General features: G+C 42.9%; 23 protein-coding genes and 1 tRNA gene. 11 read left to right on the forward strand and 13 right to left on the reverse strand.

Features of this window, described 5'->3' with window-relative positions:
• Positions 1-29: 29 nt before the first annotated feature.
• Genes scpB through A3IK_RS0111300 form a run of 5 tightly spaced genes read right to left on the reverse strand, consistent with a single transcriptional unit; the run spans position 30 to position 3955 of the window.
• Positions 30-590 (reverse strand): SMC-Scp complex subunit ScpB, encoded by a 561-nt coding sequence (gene scpB, locus A3IK_RS19285; RefSeq protein WP_020560087.1) that lies wholly within the window; start codon positions 588-590, stop codon positions 30-32.
• Entirely contained in the window at positions 591-1394 is an 804-nt protein-coding gene (locus tag A3IK_RS0111285) for a segregation and condensation protein A (RefSeq protein WP_020560088.1), read from the reverse strand.
• On the reverse strand, positions 1387-2607 hold the full coding sequence (locus A3IK_RS0111290; RefSeq protein WP_020560089.1) for a tryptophan--tRNA ligase: 1221 nt from the start codon (positions 2605-2607) through the stop codon (positions 1387-1389). The genes A3IK_RS0111285 and A3IK_RS0111290 overlap by 8 nt, the downstream gene beginning before the upstream one ends.
• 52 nt (positions 2608-2659) lie before the next feature.
• Positions 2660-3319: a site-2 protease family protein gene (locus A3IK_RS0111295; RefSeq protein WP_020560090.1), complete on the reverse strand. Its 660-nt coding sequence runs from the start codon at positions 3317-3319 to the stop codon at positions 2660-2662.
• A gap of 9 nt (positions 3320-3328) precedes the next feature.
• Entirely contained in the window at positions 3329-3955 is a 627-nt protein-coding gene (locus tag A3IK_RS0111300; protein WP_020560091.1) for an L-threonylcarbamoyladenylate synthase, read from the reverse strand.
• 63 nt (positions 3956-4018) lie between these two features.
• Here A3IK_RS0111300 and A3IK_RS0111305 point away from each other — a divergent pair, with 63 nt between their 5' ends.
• The 6 genes from A3IK_RS0111305 to folK all read left to right on the forward strand — a co-directional run bounded on the left by A3IK_RS0111305 (position 4019) and on the right by folK (position 8383).
• Positions 4019-4642 (forward strand): septation protein A, encoded by a 624-nt coding sequence (locus A3IK_RS0111305; RefSeq protein WP_020560092.1) that lies wholly within the window; start codon positions 4019-4021, stop codon positions 4640-4642.
• Positions 4643-4645: 3 nt separating this feature from the next.
• Positions 4646-4945: a YciI family protein gene (locus A3IK_RS0111310; protein ID WP_020560093.1), complete on the forward strand. Its 300-nt coding sequence runs from the start codon at positions 4646-4648 to the stop codon at positions 4943-4945.
• 8 nt (positions 4946-4953) lie between these two features.
• On the forward strand, positions 4954-5982 hold the full coding sequence (locus A3IK_RS0111315) for a peptidylprolyl isomerase (RefSeq protein WP_020560094.1): 1029 nt from the start codon (positions 4954-4956) through the stop codon (positions 5980-5982).
• Between the two features lie 350 nt (positions 5983-6332).
• Positions 6333-7421 carry a hypothetical protein gene (locus A3IK_RS20395; protein ID WP_020560095.1) on the forward strand — a complete coding sequence of 363 codons (1089 nt, stop codon included), beginning with the start codon at positions 6333-6335 and terminating at the stop codon, positions 7419-7421.
• A 127-nt stretch (positions 7422-7548) separates the two neighbouring features.
• The gene (gene folB / locus A3IK_RS0111325; RefSeq protein WP_020560096.1) at positions 7549-7911 is read left to right on the forward strand and encodes a dihydroneopterin aldolase; all 363 of its coding nucleotides are present in this window, start codon (positions 7549-7551) and stop codon (positions 7909-7911) included.
• The gene (folK, locus tag A3IK_RS0111330; protein WP_020560097.1) at positions 7904-8383 is read left to right on the forward strand and encodes a 2-amino-4-hydroxy-6-hydroxymethyldihydropteridine diphosphokinase; all 480 of its coding nucleotides are present in this window, start codon (positions 7904-7906) and stop codon (positions 8381-8383) included. Before folB ends, folK begins: the two co-directional genes overlap by 8 nt.
• Here folK and A3IK_RS0111335 read toward each other — a convergent pair.
• The 6 genes from A3IK_RS0111335 to A3IK_RS0111360 form a co-directional block, all read right to left on the reverse strand.
• Positions 8364-8891: an SRPBCC family protein gene (locus tag A3IK_RS0111335; protein ID WP_020560098.1), complete on the reverse strand. Its 528-nt coding sequence runs from the start codon at positions 8889-8891 to the stop codon at positions 8364-8366. The genes folK and A3IK_RS0111335 overlap by 20 nt on opposite strands.
• A gap of 97 nt (positions 8892-8988) precedes the next feature.
• The gene (rpmG, locus tag A3IK_RS0111340; protein WP_020560099.1) at positions 8989-9159 is read right to left on the reverse strand and encodes a 50S ribosomal protein L33; all 171 of its coding nucleotides are present in this window, start codon (positions 9157-9159) and stop codon (positions 8989-8991) included.
• A gap of 18 nt (positions 9160-9177) precedes the next feature.
• Positions 9178-9414, reverse strand: a complete 237-nt coding sequence (rpmB, locus tag A3IK_RS0111345; RefSeq protein WP_020560100.1) for a 50S ribosomal protein L28 — start codon at positions 9412-9414, stop codon at positions 9178-9180.
• A 234-nt stretch (positions 9415-9648) separates the two neighbouring features.
• Complete coding sequence (locus tag A3IK_RS0111350; protein WP_020560101.1) at positions 9649-10482, reverse strand: DUF72 domain-containing protein; 834 nt, start codon at positions 10480-10482, stop codon at positions 9649-9651.
• Between the two features lie 37 nt (positions 10483-10519).
• A complete protein-coding gene (locus A3IK_RS0111355; RefSeq protein ID WP_020560102.1) occupies positions 10520-10963 on the reverse strand; it encodes a nuclear transport factor 2 family protein in 444 nt (147 codons plus the stop codon).
• A gap of 39 nt (positions 10964-11002) precedes the next feature.
• A complete protein-coding gene (locus tag A3IK_RS0111360) occupies positions 11003-12097 on the reverse strand; it encodes an MBL fold metallo-hydrolase (RefSeq protein ID WP_020560103.1) in 1095 nt (364 codons plus the stop codon).
• A 219-nt stretch (positions 12098-12316) separates the two neighbouring features.
• Here A3IK_RS0111360 and A3IK_RS0111365 point away from each other — a divergent pair, with 219 nt between their 5' ends.
• The 3 genes from A3IK_RS0111365 to A3IK_RS0111375 are packed head-to-tail and all read left to right on the forward strand — an operon-like array spanning position 12317 to position 14821.
• On the forward strand, positions 12317-12970 hold the full coding sequence (locus tag A3IK_RS0111365) for a potassium channel family protein (RefSeq protein WP_020560104.1): 654 nt from the start codon (positions 12317-12319) through the stop codon (positions 12968-12970).
• A 49-nt stretch (positions 12971-13019) separates the two neighbouring features.
• Positions 13020-14360, forward strand: a complete 1341-nt coding sequence (locus A3IK_RS0111370; protein WP_020560105.1) for a TrkH family potassium uptake protein — start codon at positions 13020-13022, stop codon at positions 14358-14360.
• Between the two features lie 17 nt (positions 14361-14377).
• Positions 14378-14821 carry a hypothetical protein gene (locus A3IK_RS0111375; protein WP_020560106.1) on the forward strand — a complete coding sequence of 148 codons (444 nt, stop codon included), beginning with the start codon at positions 14378-14380 and terminating at the stop codon, positions 14819-14821.
• Between the two features lie 55 nt (positions 14822-14876).
• On the opposite strand, the gene A3IK_RS0111380 is transcribed toward A3IK_RS0111375, so the two are convergent.
• Positions 14877-15479 (reverse strand): hypothetical protein, encoded by a 603-nt coding sequence (locus A3IK_RS0111380; RefSeq protein WP_020560107.1) that lies wholly within the window; start codon positions 15477-15479, stop codon positions 14877-14879.
• A gap of 191 nt (positions 15480-15670) precedes the next feature.
• Between A3IK_RS0111380 and A3IK_RS0111385 the strand changes: the two genes are divergently transcribed.
• On the forward strand, positions 15671-16009 hold the full coding sequence (locus tag A3IK_RS0111385) for a hypothetical protein (protein ID WP_020560108.1): 339 nt from the start codon (positions 15671-15673) through the stop codon (positions 16007-16009).
• 45 nt (positions 16010-16054) lie between these two features.
• On the opposite strand, the gene A3IK_RS0111390 is transcribed toward A3IK_RS0111385, so the two are convergent.
• Positions 16055-16136, reverse strand: a tRNA-Leu gene (locus tag A3IK_RS0111390).
• A gap of 225 nt (positions 16137-16361) precedes the next feature.
• On the opposite strand from A3IK_RS0111390, the gene A3IK_RS19295 reads away from it, so the two are divergent.
• On the forward strand, positions 16362-16509 hold a 148-nt coding region (locus A3IK_RS19295), incomplete at its 3' end, for a transposase family protein (RefSeq protein ID WP_245539479.1).

Genomic DNA, 16509 nt, shown 5'->3' on the forward strand with positions numbered 1-16509 from the left:
CTTTGGTATAGACTGAGATTTTTCTCGGCCTATAAAACTAACTCATCTAGCGTATGAGTACTCAACGCTTCTAAACTGGGTAATTCATCTAATGAACGTAGATTAAAATAATCTAAAAATTGGCGCGTAGTCCCCCACAAGGCAGGACGTCCGGGCACTTCTTTATGCCCTAAAACTCTGATCCAGTCACGTTCTTGTAGGGTTTTTAAAATCGCAGGATTGACCGCCACCCCACGCACTTCTTCGATTTCAGCACGAGTAATAGGCTGTCGCCAAGCAATCAATGCCAAGGTTTCTAATAAAGCACGGGAGTATTTCGCTGGTTTTTCCTCAAAATGACGTTGCACCCAAGGCTGATAATAGGCACGGGTTTGCAATCTAAAGCCGGATACCGTTTCCTTTAGCTCAAAACTGCGTCCCGCGCATAAAGTCCGTAAGGCAGTAAGCCCCTGTCGCACATCTGCACGAGTAACCTGTTCGTCTGGGCTAAAAAAGGCCTCTAACTGCTCTAGTGATAACGATTTATCACTACTGAGTAAAATAGCCTCCAGAATCAGAGCGAGGGCATCATGATTAATAGTAGCGTTCATTTATGCGGTTTCGACGGTGGTAATCATCAGGGGAGCATAAGGTGTACTTTGCGGCAAAACCTCAATTAAATGCGCTTTTAATAGCTCTAAAATCGCCATAAAGGTTACTACCACCCCACGCCGCCCTTCGTCTAAGGTGAATAGTTGTTCAAATGCGACAGCCGTGTTGAGCTGTAATGCACTCAGTACCTTACTCATACGGTCACGAATCGAGAGCGGTTCACGGCGAATACTATGATGAGCAGAGACCTCGGCACGTTTCATAACTGCCTGACAAGAAAGTAATAATTCGCGTAACTCCACCTCTGGCAAAAGCACAGCCTGTTTAGCTCTTTCAACCTCCGCATGAGCGGTAAAGTGCTCCCGCTCTAAGCGCGGTAAGTCATCTAGTGCTTGCGCGGCTTTTTTAAAACGCTCGTATTCTTTCAGGCGCTTGATTAGCTCCATACGAGGATCATGCTCCTCAGTAGTTGCAGTCGCTTCTATAGGCAGTAAAGCCCGCGATTTAATTTCAGCTAAGAGTGCTGCCATGACTAAGTATTCGGCGGCGAGGTCAAGATTAAATACCTTCATGACCTCCACATACGCCATATATTGCTCGGTAATCGCTGCTATCGGAATATCGCTAATGGCTAAATTCTGGCGGCGAATCAAATACAATAATAAATCCAAAGGCCCTTCAAATGCTTCTAGCACGACAGCAAGCGCATCAGGAGGGATGTATAGATCATTAGGTAAGGTAGCGAGGGGTTCCCCCCACACTAAGGCGAGTGGGGTACTCGCCTCTGGGGTTAACTCAAGCACGATGGGTAAAACCAATCGCGTCCAATACCTCATCCATAGTTTGCCGTGCCACCCGCCGCGCGGATTCCGCCCCCTCATGCAAAATATTTTGCACTAAGGAGCGATTACCTTCGTACTCTGCAGCACGGTTTTGAATGACACTAAGCTCAGCCTTAATAGCTTCAATCACTGGGCCTTTACATTCAAGACAACCAATGCCCGCACTACGACACCCTTGTTGTACCCATTCATGGGTAGCCGCATCGGTGTAAACCTGATGTAATTCCCATACCGGGCATTTATCAGGATCACCTGCATCGGTGCGGCGTACCCGCGCGGGATCGGTAGGCATGGTGCGAATTTTTTTCTCGACTTGCTCTAATGGCTCACGCAGCATAATGGTATTGCCATAGGATTTAGACATCTTTTGACCATCTAAACCGGGCATTTTCGAGGCCTTAGTCAACGCCGCTTGGGGTTCGGGTAAAATCGTTTTGCCAACACCATCCAAATAACCTAACAGACGCTCCCGATCCCCCAGAGAAATATTATGCTGCTCTTCCAATAGCGCCCGACCTATCGATATAGCCTCGGTATCGCCTTGCTCTTGATAAGATTTACGTAATTCGCGGTAAAGCTTGGCATCTTTTTTACTCATCTTATTAATCGCCGCTTCGGCCTTTTCCTCAAATCCGACTTCACGACCATAAAGATGATTAAAACGCCTTGCCACCTCACGGGTTAGCTCAATGTGTGCGACCTGATCCTCACCCACTGGCACACAATCCGCTTTATAAATCAGAATATCGGCGGATTGTAATAACGGATAACCTAGGAAGCCGTAGGTAGATAAATCGCGCTCTTTGAGTTTCTCTTGTTGGTCTTTGTAAGTAGGAACCCGCTCCAACCAACCCAAAGGTGTCACCATAGAGAGCAATAAATGTAATTCTGCATGCTCCGGCACATGAGACTGGGCAAAAATGGTCGCATCTTTAGGGGAAATACCCGCCGCTAACCAATCAATCACCAAATCCTCGACATGCGTAGAAATCTCTTGTGGATGCTCATAATGAGTGGTCAGAGCATGCCAGTCAGCAACAAAGAAAAAGCACTCATTATCGGTTTGCATTTCCACCCAATTTTTGAGCACGCCATGATAATGACCCAAATGCAAACGCCCTGTAGGACGCATCCCCGACACAATACGTTGATTACTTAATAGATTCGTTGCCACGATGTTTCCTTACCTTATATGCCTTATATCGATGAGAAACTAAACGATTGATCTAACTCATCCAAGCCGTGAGTAAACCAAACAGACTACCCACTATGGGGTTGAGAATCATAGGTAATACCCCTAACACTAACAAGCCTAAAATAATAAACATGCCATACGGTTCAATACGGTCAAGCACTTGGCTAATACGTGGAGGGGTTAACCCCGATAATACCCGCCCCCCATCCAGCGGAGGAATAGGGAGAAGATTAAATACCATTAAAATCAGATTGATCAAAATACCTGCAATACTCATTTGCATCAAGCCTCGTTGCACATTTGCATCGGGTATTATGAGATAAAACAACCACAATAAGAGCGACCAACCGACCGCCATGGCTAAATTAGCTAAAGGCCCTGCCGCTGCAACCACCACCATATCACGCCGGTAGTTTTTAAGATTTCTAAAATTAACCGGCACCGGCTTGGCCCAGCCGAATAAAAACGGTGAATTGATCAGTAATAGCATTACAGGTACTAAAACCGTTCCGATAGGATCGATATGTTTGAGCGGATTAAGAGATAAGCGCCCTAGCATTTTAGCGGTACTATCCCCTAATTTATTCGCCATCCAGCCGTGTGCTACCTCATGCAGCGTAATCGCATACAAGACGGGTAAAGCCCACACGGCAAATTTATAAATCACTTCCTCAAAGGCTAGATCACCCATTTAAAGCTCCTAATGTCCTACTAACCATTTAATATCCCCCTTCCCTTCGCGCAGTACTTCAGGTGGTTCGACCATTAAATCTAATACGGTAGTCGGCTCTTGCCCACAAAACCCCCCATCAATAATTAAATCGACTTGATTGCCGAGTAATACCTGAATTTGATAGGGGTCGGTCATTGGCAGCAGCTCATCCGGCATAATCAGTGTCACCGACATGAGCGGCTCATTGAGTTCCTGTAGCAGTGCCTGCGTGACAATATGGTCGGGGATGCGTAGGCCAATCGTTTTACGTTTGGGGGTTTGCATACGCCGAGGTACTTCTTTAGAGGCCTTGAGAATAAAGGTATAAGGCCCCGGTGTGAGCATTTTAAGTAAACGATAATTAATGTTATCTACAATCGCGTAATTAGCAATTTCAGATAAATCACGACATATCAAGGTGAAATTATGCTTATCGCTCAAGCGGCGGATGCGCTGAATACGCTCCATGGCCTCTTTGTCGCCCATATGGCAACCTAAGGCATAGCTCGAATCGGTAGGGAACACGATGACGCCACCGGCTTTAATCAACTCCACGGCTTGAAGGATCAAGCGTTTTTGTGGATTTTCGGGATGAATAGGTAAGAACTGACTCATGTATCATTTATCGTTTACAATGGATTTTTTAGAGTCTATCACAAGGATAGCCAGTCTGATTCTATGAAACAATTATTTGATTTTCTTCCGGTGGTAATCTTTTTCCTTATCTATAAATTTTACGGGGATATTCCCCCACAATGGATAGAGCTTGCTAACCGCTTACCTTTAGTAGAGCTAACGCCGGGTGAACCTAAACATGCTATTTTACTAGCCACCTTGGGGATTATTATTGCGACACTTATTCAAAATATTGTCCACTTTGTGATCTATCGCAAATTAGAGCGCATGCATGTCATCTCCTTAGCCATACTGATTGCGTTTGGCTCGCTCACCTTGGCATTCCGAGATGGTAATTTCATTATTTGGAAAGTAACGGTTATCAATTGGCTGTTTGCTGCTGTATTCTTAGGCAGCGAATGGGTGGGAGAACGCAAGCCTTTAGTCGAGCGCATGATGGGCAAAGCCTTGCAAGTCCCCAGACCTATCTGGTTGAAGGCGAATCGTCTTTGGGTAGGGTTTTTCTTGGTATTAGGTATTTTGAATTTGATAGTAGCCTATAATTTTAGTGAAACAGCGTGGGTGAACTTCAAATTATTTGGCGTATTAGGGCTAACATTGGTGTTTGTTATCGCACAAGCCTTTTATCTACAACGCCATGCCCTGAATATCGCGGAGGATAAGTAGTTTATGTGGTACTCAATAGTCTGTGAAGATAGCGTAAATAGCTTAGAAAAACGACTCGCGGCACGTCCCGCCCATCTTGAGCGCCTGCAAGCCCTTAAAAATCAAGGTCGATTATTGCTTGCAGGCCCTAATCCGGCGATTGATAGTGAAGATCCCGGAACTGCTGGATTTTCTGGCAGTCTGATTGTCGCTAGCTTTGACTCGCTTGCGGATGCACAAGCATGGGCTAATGCTGATCCGTATGTGATCGCTGGCGTTTACCAACAAGTAATGATTAAACCTTTCAAAAAAGTATTACCATGAGGCTAAACATGCACTTAAAACTCAGTACACTAGTAGCAACGGGCTTATTAGGGTTGCAATTAGTAACCGCTCCTGCTTTTGCCGAGGACGTAAAACCTGTTGAAACTAAGCCTGCGGCAGCAGCACCGGCTGCAACTGAAACCAAAGCGGCTCCGGCTGAATCGGCTGTAGCAATCGTTAATGGTGTCGCCATTACTCGTACTCAACTCGACTCGATTATGGAAATGGTTAAGCGTTCAGCACCCGGTGAGGTTGAGGAAAAGAGTGTATTAGACGATTTAATCGCCACTGAACTCGCACGCCAAGAAGCCCAGAAATCCAATCTGTCTGATCGCCAAGATATTAAAGATAAGCTTAAAGACTTTTCTGACAAATTGGTGCTGAATGCGTGGATGCAAGATACCGCAAATGGTTTTAAATTCACCGATGAAGAACTAAAAGCGGCGTATGATAAACGTGTCGCCGATACGCCTAAATCTGAATATAAAGCCCGCCATATTTTGGTTAAAACCAAAGAAGAAGCCGAGACTTTATTAAAAGAACTTACAGGTGGTGCCGATTTTGCGAAGGTTGCCGAAAAAGCTTCCACGGGTCCTTCAGGCCCTATGGGTGGAGATTTAGGTTGGTTCCGTCCTGATTCTATGGTGCCTCCTTTTGCTGAGGCCGTCAGCAAAATGGAGCCTAATACCATTAGTAAAGAGCCGGTTCAAACTCAATTTGGCTGGCATATTATTAAGCTAGAAGAAAAGCGTCCGGTTAAATTGCCTGATTTCGAGCAAATTAAACCGCAATTAAAACGCCTTTTAGAACAAGAAAAAATGATTGCTCATATGCGCTCATTACGGGACAAAGCAGAAGTTAAAGTCTTACTACCTGAGACTAAGCCTGCTGACGCTAAACCTGCTGACGCTAAACCAGCCGATGCTAAGCCTGCTGAAGACACCAAGCCAGCCGATGCTAAGCCTGCTGAAGACACCAAGCCAGCCGATGCTAAGCCTGCTGAAGAAGCAAAACCTGCTTCAGAAACTAAGCAATAATTGCTCAGTATAGGGTAGACCTAAGTGTCTACCCTCACCTATCCCATTCCCCCTACTCTGCCTTTCATCAACCGTCTATAAAATAACTTATACCACTAAAGCTCATTTAATAAGACATATGCAGAACAAATATATTAAAAATAGCTGTATTGATAGATTCTTATAAGCGCACACGCTGATGACAAGAAACCTCAGATAAATATCTTAATTATTAATCAGTTAGATTAATTTATCATGCTAATTGCAAAGAATACTATTCATCATCTATATAAAATCAATCTCAATAACGAAATTGATTTAATTTAAATATACTTAAACAATAGATATTATCTTCTATAGGAGACTTATAGATGCTACCTATTTACCAAACAAATTTTAAGTCTAATGCCAATATTGCCAATACGAATGGTAATGGGTTATCTAATACTTCTTCTAGTCAGAACTTTAATAATCCTGCTATTAATTATCAAGTACAATCCAATAACTTCTCTAGCAACATTAATATTTTTAACGGCAATAACTCCAATGTAATGAATATCCTGTTTAGTCTGCTAGCACAAATGCTGCAGGCTCGTGGTGTTAGTGTTAACTACTTAGGCACAGGTACAACCACTCCCGGCGCAGGTACTGGCACAACTAATCCCGGTGCTGGTACGGGTACAACTACTCCGGGTGCTGGCACTGGTACAACTACTCCCGCAGGTACGGGTACAACCACTCCCGGCGCAGGTACGGGTACAACCACTCCGGGTGCTGGCACTGGTACAACTACTCCCGCAGGTACGGGTACAACTACTCCTACTAGACCTGTTGCTATTAATAATGGAGCACAAGTCTTTGGTGATCCACACTTTAGAGGTGCTGAAGGTGATACCTATGACGTAAAAGGGGATGACAATAAAGTCTATAACCTATTGAGTGATAAAGGTGTTCAACTTAATTCCACCTTTAAAGGTAACTTCATGCAAGATTATGGTTTAACTGTAGGTGAGAACCAAATCTCCTTTAATAAAGCCGGAAAGCTCATGATTAACGGTCAAGAGCAAAAAGACGGTACTTATTTAGATGGCATGGTAGAGAAGAAAGGTAAGACTGTTAAAGTCAAAGCGGGGGAATATGACCTAACGCTTATGACTAAAGGTAATTATATGGATGTTGCCTTCGCTAGTAAAAACGTGGCTGCCGATGGTGTGATGCCTCATGGTCTATGGGGACAAACCGCCGATGGCGATGGTAAAAAACGCGTTGGAAAAGGTAATGATGGTACCGGAGCAATTGAACGTTTAGATGGTTCTATGGCTCAAAAAGGTGATAAGACCTATCAACTGTATGAAGTAAAAGATATTTTTGATACAGGCTTTGCGAACTTTAATCGTTTCCAAGGCAATAATAATGGCGAACCTGCTGTTGCAGTTGCGGCTACTGGTGCTGGCGAATAATCCCCTCTCTCATTCCTATCTTGATAATATCCTCGCTCTTTAAGAGCGGGGATTTGCCATTAACCCCCTCCTAAATTTTTACGCTATAGTGTGCTCTCATATTGACGATATTGGAGCGCTTTTTTTTATGGATATTGTTTACGTTAAAGATCTAAAAATCCCAGCCCGTATTGGTATCTATGAGTGGGAAAAACGTATACAGCAACAAATTCGGGTTAGTTTAGAGATGGCTTGGGATAACCGTATTCCAGCCGCTAGTGATAATATTGACGATACACTGAACTATAAAACCGCTGCTAAACAAGTGATTACTTTAGTCGAGTCCCAACATTTTGATCTAGTAGAACGACTCGCTGAAACGATTGCTCAACACCTAATGAATACCTTCCATATGCCTTGGGTTAGGGTCACGGTGGGCAAACCAGGAGCAGTACGGGGTGCGAGTGAGGTAGGCGTGCAAATCGAACGCGGAGTACGCCCTCATGACTAACACCGTGTATCAAGCCTATCTCGGCTTAGGTAGCAATATTGAACCAGAAAAGCACCTTTGCGCCCTGCTGCAACATTTAGAGACTACTTTTGGAGATTTAGAACTCTCGACTATTTATCGTACTAAAGCCGTAGGCTTTGAGGGAGATGATTTTCTCAATCTCGTGGTAGGGCTTAAAACCGATAAAACCAGCTCTCAATTGGTTGACTATTTAAAACAAACCGAGCAGGCACTAGGACGCAACCATACACTAAGAGGCTATAGTGCCAGAACAGTTGATGCCGATTTATTGTTATATGAGGGTACTCTGCTGGCTCATAAAGATATTGAGCGCTATCCCTTCGTGCTCTATCCACTCATAGAACTAGCGCCAACCCTCATTCACCCGATTCAACAATGTACGCTCTATGAGCTAGGTGAGCGTTTGCAATTACCGCGCACCGACATGTTTGCTACGACGTTGGCGTGTTAGCAGGTGGAATGGATTTAGTCGCATATTTGGTTTTTAATTCACTAATATATTGATTTAGCTGTATATCTAATTTAGAACCAAATAAATTACGCAAACGGGTAATAGGATTGCGAATATCCCGTGTTTCTGTAAACGTCACACGCGTCCCACCCGGAACTGCATTTAAACGTGCTTCACGGGTACCTTTAAAGCCCTTACCACGCTGAAAACTCATCATGATTTCTTTGTGATGCACTTCTTTTACCTTACGCACCACCAACTTACCATAGGTCTTAGAATGCTCTAACCAGCGCAAGCCATCATCGTCATCTTTGAGTTGTACACTTTTCAGGTCACTACGCCATTCGGTATGACGCGCTAAATCCGCTAACGATTCCCACACCTGATCAATCGGCGCACGCACTAAATCAACACGAGTGGCTCGCGTTTGTTGCGGTAACATTAGCCCAATCAAGAGTGGTAAAACTACGAGCGTGACAATAATCCCTATAATCACCCATACCAACATGGCACTGCCCTCTTTTAATTTAATGATTATCTTAGACTACCATCATAAAAAAAGCTCGGCTATACCGAGCTTTTTGAAATCTGAGCCACTCAATATCTTACTTAATTTTGGCTTCTTTAAATACAACATGCTTACGAACCACTGGATCGTATTTGTTGAACTCCAATTTCTCTGGAGTGGTACGTTTGTTTTTCGTTGTGGTGTAGAAAAAGCCAGTATCTGCTGTTGATACTAGTTTAATTTTCTCACGTCCGCCTTTCTTGGCCATGCTTATCTACTCCCGTTATTAGACTTTTTCGCCACGCGCACGCATTTCAGCGAGCACCGCGTCGATACCTTTTTTGTCAATAGTACGCATGCCATTAGCAGAAACACGTAGTCTGACAAAGCGTTCTTCGCTCTCTACCCAAAAACGATGCGTATGCAAGTTGGGTAGAAAACGGCGTTTAGTTTTATTGTTCGCGTGCGATACGTTGTTACCAACGATAGGACGCTTACCTGTTACCTGGCATACACGAGCCATGGGACATCTCCAAAATGCGAATCTGATACTCTAAAGGCGCGTGATGTTACCAGAATGCAATGGCTCAAACAACCATCATCATACGCTGATTTTAACTTTTGTCTTGACAAGGCTAAAGCAAAACCCAACTCAGGCGAAAAGTAGTTGGGCATTTCTTCCGCAGTCGCTGTGAATACATCCTTGTACGCTACAAGGCGGCATCCTTGCCGCCAAGACTGCTCCAGAAATACCCAACTACTTTTTTATCTCGCTACTGATGAGTAAACGCTCTTGTACTTGTGTCTGAAACCAATCTGCCAAAATCGGTACATCGTTATTGCTAGGCGTATGTAAATAGATAAAGGGACGCTTGCCTGCTTGAATCCAGCGTGCGGTTTGTGCCACCCAAGGGAGTAACCACGGCTCATTATCCACCTGCACCGGATGACCTATATGTCGTAGCATCGGTTGATTGGCGGTAGTATCGAGTTGTACTGGCAAACGCGGCTTTTTTAATTGCGCCTCTTCGGTTGCCTGCTCTAATTTAGGTGCCGCATGAACTGCTCGACTATCAAAAATCACACGGTCAATATGGGACTCGGTCAATAAAGTATTTAAGGCCTCGCGTGCGGGAGCCTTAGTAAAAAAATCAGGATGGCGTACCTCTACCGCATAGGAGTAGTCCTTAGGCAATGTCTTAATAAAGGCCGCTAGTTGTGGCAACTCACTCGGCTTAAAACTCGCCGGTAATTGGATCATATAATGCAAACGCTGCTCTAGGGGCGCTAAACGCTGCAAAAACTCCGTGGTTGCCACCTCAACATTAACTAAATGCGCCTTATGGGTAATCTCTTTAGGAAATTTAAAGCTAAAACGAAACGTTTCCGGTGTAGCCGCTTTCCAGCGCTCGACCATAGCAGCGGCTGGCGTGGCATAAAAAGTAGTATTACCCTCCACCGCATTAAAGCGCTGGGCATATTGCTCTAAAAACTCGGCAGGCTTTGCTTTTGGCGTAAACAAACTCCCTTTCCAAGCCGCTAATGCCCATAAAGGTGCTCCTAAATAATAATCTTGGGGTGGCATTGTCATATTAGTTTCACTCTTTAGGGACATTAGTTAAAATAACTTATCTATTCTCTATCCACTGTACTATCAGTTTTCGCTCAGCGAAGTACCACCGCCCTTCACTCTTTTTATATTGATCCTCATAACGAATAGGAGCAATCATCAGCTTTTCAGTATCACCCTCTTTGCTATAATGATAAGCTCGACAATAAACAATACCTGTAGCCTCGGTATCACTCACCATATTAATAATACTCTGACCATTAAAATGCATGGTTTTAGGGAAAGGTGATAAGCTTGCTATGATTAACTGCTTTAAACTCTCTTTTTCTTCTATTACCTGAGTAGGAATATCAGAGGTGGAGTCATAGTAAATCTTTACCTTACAATCATCAGAAAATAAAGCTACTTGCTTATCAGTCTGTTTGGTATCCGCATAGTTGGCATATAAATCAATAATAGTACGAATCTCTTTCTCATCATGCAATTGATTAAGTAAATTCATCTAGCTTCCTTTTTTTAACAAGTTTAATAAAACAAAAAATTATTCTTTCCACCATTCGGTAAATATTTGATTTTGATTATCTAAATATAATTTCTCACCAATCATCGGCGTCGCTAAGGGCAACTGATATTTTTCTTGATTAATTCTATACACCTCACTTAAAGGCTCATTCCAAGGGTGTGTAGATAAAACAAATTTTCCAGAATGTACTGGAAATAGGCGCTTAGCTTTTAAGTCCGTAGCCGCTACTAAGGTTTGCGGGGGTAACAGATGAATAGCTTCCCAAGCTAAATTATATTGCCCACTTTCCAGAATCGCTAAATCAAAAGGGCCATATCGCTCACCAATGTCCTTAAAGTGCGTATCATAACCACTATCGCCGCCCAGATAGAGTTTTTGCTGGGGAGTTTCCAGTATATACGATACCCATAGAGTATTATTTCTACTAAAACTACGCCCCGAAAAATGTCTAGTAGGTGCCGTATGTAGAGTTAATGTACTCTCTAGTTTTATAGTTTCACTCCAATCTAGCTCGGTGATTTTACTGGCTGCATAGCCCCAATACTCTAAATGAGAGCCTACACCTAACCCACAAATTACCTTATCTATCTTAGGGGTTACTGCTTTAATGGTTTCATAATCTAAATGATCATAATGGTCATGCGTAATTAGTAAATAATCTATTTGCGGTAAATCCTCAACGGTATACCTGTCCGTACCCACAAAAGCCTTAACACTACCAGGAACCGGCGAAGCACTACCACTAAAAACTGGATCAATCAAAAAACGCTTACCCGCTAACTGAATAAAATAAGAGGAATGCCCAAACCAAATTAAGATATTTTCACTACGATCTAGACTATGCAAATCCGTTTTTGTCGAAGGTATAGAGTGATTAGGTTTCAAATTAGGTTTGGGTTTAAAAAATTGATCATATAACACCCCAAACATGGAATAACCTTCAGTTAGAGTTGGCGTAAAGTGTAAATTGGCAAATTTACCCTCTTTAAAGTGAGGGGATTGCTTGATACGTTCTAAGCGTTCTCCACTGGGGTCTTTGCCAAATTTTGGCGTTTGCATATAAAGCCATATACCGGATACTAGTGCTAAGAGGATAATTAAAAAAGTGATCATTATCTGCTTTATCGTTTTAAGAAATAATTTCATTGGAGTAACAGCATAGCCTCTCTTTACGTTATTGTGCAAAACCACCCTTATGCCGCTGAATTAAGAGAGGGTTTCATCATGTGTCTAGCAGCCGGGTGCTAGCTCTGCAATGCTTTTCATCTCGCACTGCTCTGGTGTCATGCTAGACTATTAGGCTTAGATATTAGTTCAAATAAGAGATTAATCATGGCACGTAGTTTTGCAATCATTGGCTTAGGTACGTTTGGTAGTACGGTTGCACGCGAATTGGCTCGCTTTGGGAACCATGTTTTAGGGATTGATACCGATGAAAGACGTGTAAGTCAAATTGCAGACCATATTCCAGAGGCTATTATTGCCGATGCCACTGATGAAGCCGCCATGCGCGAGGCCGGATTAGGACGCTATGATGTCGTGGTGATTGCGATTGGTGAGGACTTAGAAGCCAATCTGCTCTGCACCATGAATGCACGTATATTAGGGGTCAAAACCATTTGGGTGAAAGCGCTGAGCCGAACACATCACCGCATTTTAAGTAAATTAGGGGTAGACCGCATTATTCACCCAGAGGAGCTAGTCGGCAAACATACCGCACAAGTTCTACATAGTCCTTTTATTCAAGATTATGTGAGCATAGGTAATGGCTATCATATTTTTGTCTATGAAGTGCCTCCTGAAACACAAAAAACCTTGGATAGCCTCAGCTTAAAAACGCGGTTTAATTTACGTTGTTTAGGGGTAATGCGTGGAACTACCTATATGAATTGCGCACAAGATGATACGGTATTGCAACCTGAAGATAAAATTATCCTATTAGGGCGGCGTGCTGACTTACGTGAATTTAGTGATAATCTACAATAAAACCTATTATTATTAATACTAATACAATTAAAATTCATTAAGATTTCTCATGCGTATTCCTTATTTAAAACCATTACGGATTATTAGACTACCACCATCAGCGGTATTAGCCTTACTTTACCTAGGCCTGATTTTACTAGGCATGCTCTTATTAAAGTTACCCTTTGCAACCACTCAGCCATTGGCTTGGCAAGATGCGCTCTTTACGGCGACCTCAGCCGTCACCATTACTGGCTTAGGGGTAGTGGATACGGGCGCACATTTCACTACCTGGGGTCAGGGAATTATTGCCCTGCTGCTTGAACTGGGTGGCATTGGGGTCATGACTTTTACGGTGCTAGTCCTCTCCATGTTAGGGTTTCAAATTGGTACGGCACAACATGCCTTTTTACGTGAAGACCTTAATCAAACTTCGATCAATAGCTTAATGAAACTAACGTGGATTATTTTTAAGATTGTTATTAGCTGCCAAGCGGTGGGAGCCTTAATACTTAGCGTTGTATTTATTCCAGAGCTAGGTTGGGGTAAGGGTTTTTGGTATGCCACTTTTCATAGTATTTCTGCCTTTACCAATGGCGGCTTTGCCCTCTACTCCAATAGCATGTCGCCCTTTGTCGATAATCTTATTATTAATATTACTATTCCCATTTTAGTTATTTTGGGAGGTATTGGTTATAGCGTTATTACGGATGTATGGAAACAACGCCGTTGGCATGCCTTTAGTTTACATACTAAATTAATGCTAGTTGGAACCGCTATTTTATTAGTGGTATCGGTCAGTGCTTTTGCATTATTAGAATGGACTAACCCTAAAACCCTAGGTGCATTAGATAGCCCCAGTGCCAAATTTGGTGCAAGCTGGTTTCAAATGGTGATGAGCCGTAGTGGTGGTCTAAATAGTATTGATCTGGCAGGCATGCATGAATCGACTACACTCTTATTTATTATGCTAATGCTCATTGGTGGCGGCAGTACCTCTATGGCGGGGGGCTTAAAAGTCACTACCTTTATTGTATTGATCTTATCGGCTATTGCGTTTTTTAAACGCCAACGTTGGATTCATGTCTTTGGGCGTAGTATCCGCGAGGATCAAATTCAAAAAGTATTGGCTTTAACTGTAACGACTCTGATATTGCTAATGTTAGCGGTGTTTTTACTAACCTTGGATAGTGATGGGCAAATTCTAGCATTATTTTTTGAAGCAACGTCTGCTTTGGCTACAGTAGGAGCATCATTAGGTATTACGGCTAGTTTGAGTGATTTCGAGCGGAGTATCATTATGCTATTAATGTTCATGGGACGGGTAGGACCTTTATCACTGGGTATTTTCCTCGCCATGAATACAACGCCTAAAGTACGTTATCCTAAAGGTCAGATTTATTTCGGTTAATAAGGAATATATAACAGATGCGTTTTATGATATTAATAATCGGGCTGGTTTTTACTGTATTAAGTCTCAAGGCTCATGCTGTCGATAAAGGCGTATATGAAGGCGAGTGGCGTGCTATTTTCCCAGCCATTAACCTCACCATAGGCACTACAGGAGCACATTTTACTATTAATAAAAGAACTTATACGGATAGCTCACCTCAATATTTCTATGGTCAGTTAGCTCCTTTTCCATTTTTATATCTGTATACCCAAGAGCCTAGTGCTAATCCGCAATATGCTTTTTATGAACATCGTTTATATTTAATTATGGGTGAGGAAAATAAAAGCCCCACTGATACAGCCGGTCAATTAAAATTACGCGGCTATTATGATATTGCTCGTATACAACGTGGGGGGCATGGTTTGGTTGAGAATCAAACCTACCCTATTTTATTTGAACGCGTTTCCAAAAAGAAATAAGTCACAGTAGCCTTATTAAGAGAGTACAAATTCGTACTCTCTATTTATTCGTCTACTAACGAGCACGGGGGGTACAAGGTACATTAAACTCTGAGTCACCACCACTGCCGGCTGAAAAACGCATTTCACTACATTGGAAAGGCGTATAACGCTCACCCACATATTTCATGGTAGTAGTAAAGCATTCTGCTGAGTTACAGCTACTCGCAGCAATATCATAATACCCATTGGATATCGTGTTTAATACCCGGAAAGTGCTACCCTGCCCACTGTAACGTATTTGATAAGCCCCATCAGCCAAGCTCACTAGCCAGTACCGGAAACCATTATTCCCATAAAAGGTTTGGCAATAAGGATTTAATGCAGGGCGTATAAAATACCATTGTTGACCATTAGACAGACGTGGCAGAGTGACCATACGCAACAAGCGCTCATAAGCTCCTTGAGGAATATTTAAATCGCGCATACAGTTATTGAGGTAATTTAATTCATTTTTATTAATCGAACGAACCACCACGGTTGCCATCGCTGTATTCGGAAAATTCTCACCCGCCGTTGGCTTATCGGCTGTTGCAGTTAACAAAGGAGCCGCTTGGCTAGTCGCTAGAAAACCCAAAAACGCCAAGAGCGTCATTCCAATAAATGTTTTTACTTTCATTAACTTAATATACCTCAAGAGTGATACGAAACCGTAGATTAAAAACTATAACCTTGAAGTTACACACCTTATTGCGTGTTACCACAAGCCACATAGTTAAGTCATCCTAACAGAACTTGGTTTATAGAGGACTTCCCCATCTTAACGTTATATTGTAACGTTCTCTATCCTGATACAAAACGAAAAATTTAATGTTTAGCCTCTTTGTATTAATTATCTTATTGTTATTATTGGCTCTAACCCCCAGCCTAGTGATCTTTGCCCTGCCGCATCGAATCTATCGCACCGTCGTTGGTAAACGCTTACCTATTATTACCCTCACCCTGATCAATCTGATATTGGTTTTTATTGTGATGCTCATAGTGAATGTGGTATACCCGCTGCATGGATCGTTTATGGATCTTATTGGCTTTATTATGGTGGTTAGTATTCCAACAGCTTTAGTAATGCGTGGTTTTATTGGTGCCTGGTTACAAAAGCAAGAACAAAAAACATTAACAGACGCTAAAAACGAAAAAAGCCCCGATTAACGATAATCTAAGGCTTTTAACCAACAATCGTTGGTAAATAAAAAGTGCCGATGAGAAGACTCGAACTTCCACGGGTCGCCCCACTAATACCTGAAACTAGCGCGTCTACCAATTCCGCCACATCGGCTTAGAACACTATAAGGAAATCATAGTATATTAAGGGTGGAGATGTTAAGCACTATAAAGACGCTTGTCAAACGCTTTTGGTAAACAATTCAGGGCAATCGCTTGAACCTTGCTATATAAATAGAGGATAAGTAAGGCTTTCACTCCGAGAGCCGTCAAGATGTCAAACACTCCTCCCGTCCCCCCTACCCAATGCCCACCTCCGGCCAATGCCGTAAGCCGTCTGATGGAACATCTGGCCAGCCTACGCGATCCGCGCCAACTCGCCAAAGTGATCTATCCGCTGCCCGAGATCCTATTACTGGGTCTAGCGGCCACCTTAGCGGGCGCAGATGATGGGGTAGAAATGGTGCGCTGGGGTCGACTGCATCTAG

It is taken from the genome of Thiofilum flexile DSM 14609, from assembly GCF_000380185.1.
In the GTDB taxonomy this organism is placed as follows: Bacteria; Pseudomonadota; Gammaproteobacteria; order Thiotrichales; family Thiotrichaceae; genus Thiofilum; species Thiofilum flexile.